The organism is Pseudoalteromonas aliena, from assembly GCF_038155085.1.
GTDB classification, from domain to species: Bacteria; Pseudomonadota; Gammaproteobacteria; order Enterobacterales; family Alteromonadaceae; genus Pseudoalteromonas; species Pseudoalteromonas aliena_A.
This window is the reverse complement of the sequence record NZ_JBAKAU010000145.1, coordinates 1-225: the sequence shown is the minus strand read 5'-3', so window position 1 is coordinate 225 and position 225 is coordinate 1. Positions and strand designations below refer to the sequence as shown.

At 41.8% G+C, this 225-nt stretch carries 1 pseudogene; it reads right to left on the bottom strand.

Annotated features, from left to right (window positions below):
• Positions 1 to 2: 2 nt before the first annotated feature.
• Positions 3 to 225: pseudogene (locus V6260_RS18865) on the bottom strand (zinc-binding dehydrogenase); the annotation flags it as partial.

Here is a 225-nt window from a genome sequence, read left to right as displayed (position 1 = left end):
CTTCACTTAGCAACTTTAACAACTTGCTTGCCGGTATTACCACGTTCGAGTTGCTTATTAAGTGCTTGCGATAATGACTCAGGACTAAAATCTACGTCCGTTATTTCGGGGTGTTTAATGTCGCAACTAACCGCTCCTTCAAGTAACAGGTAACCCATAAAACTCAAGCGTTGTTGTGCACATAAACTATTAGCAAGCCATTCGCCACCAATTGATACAACGCTA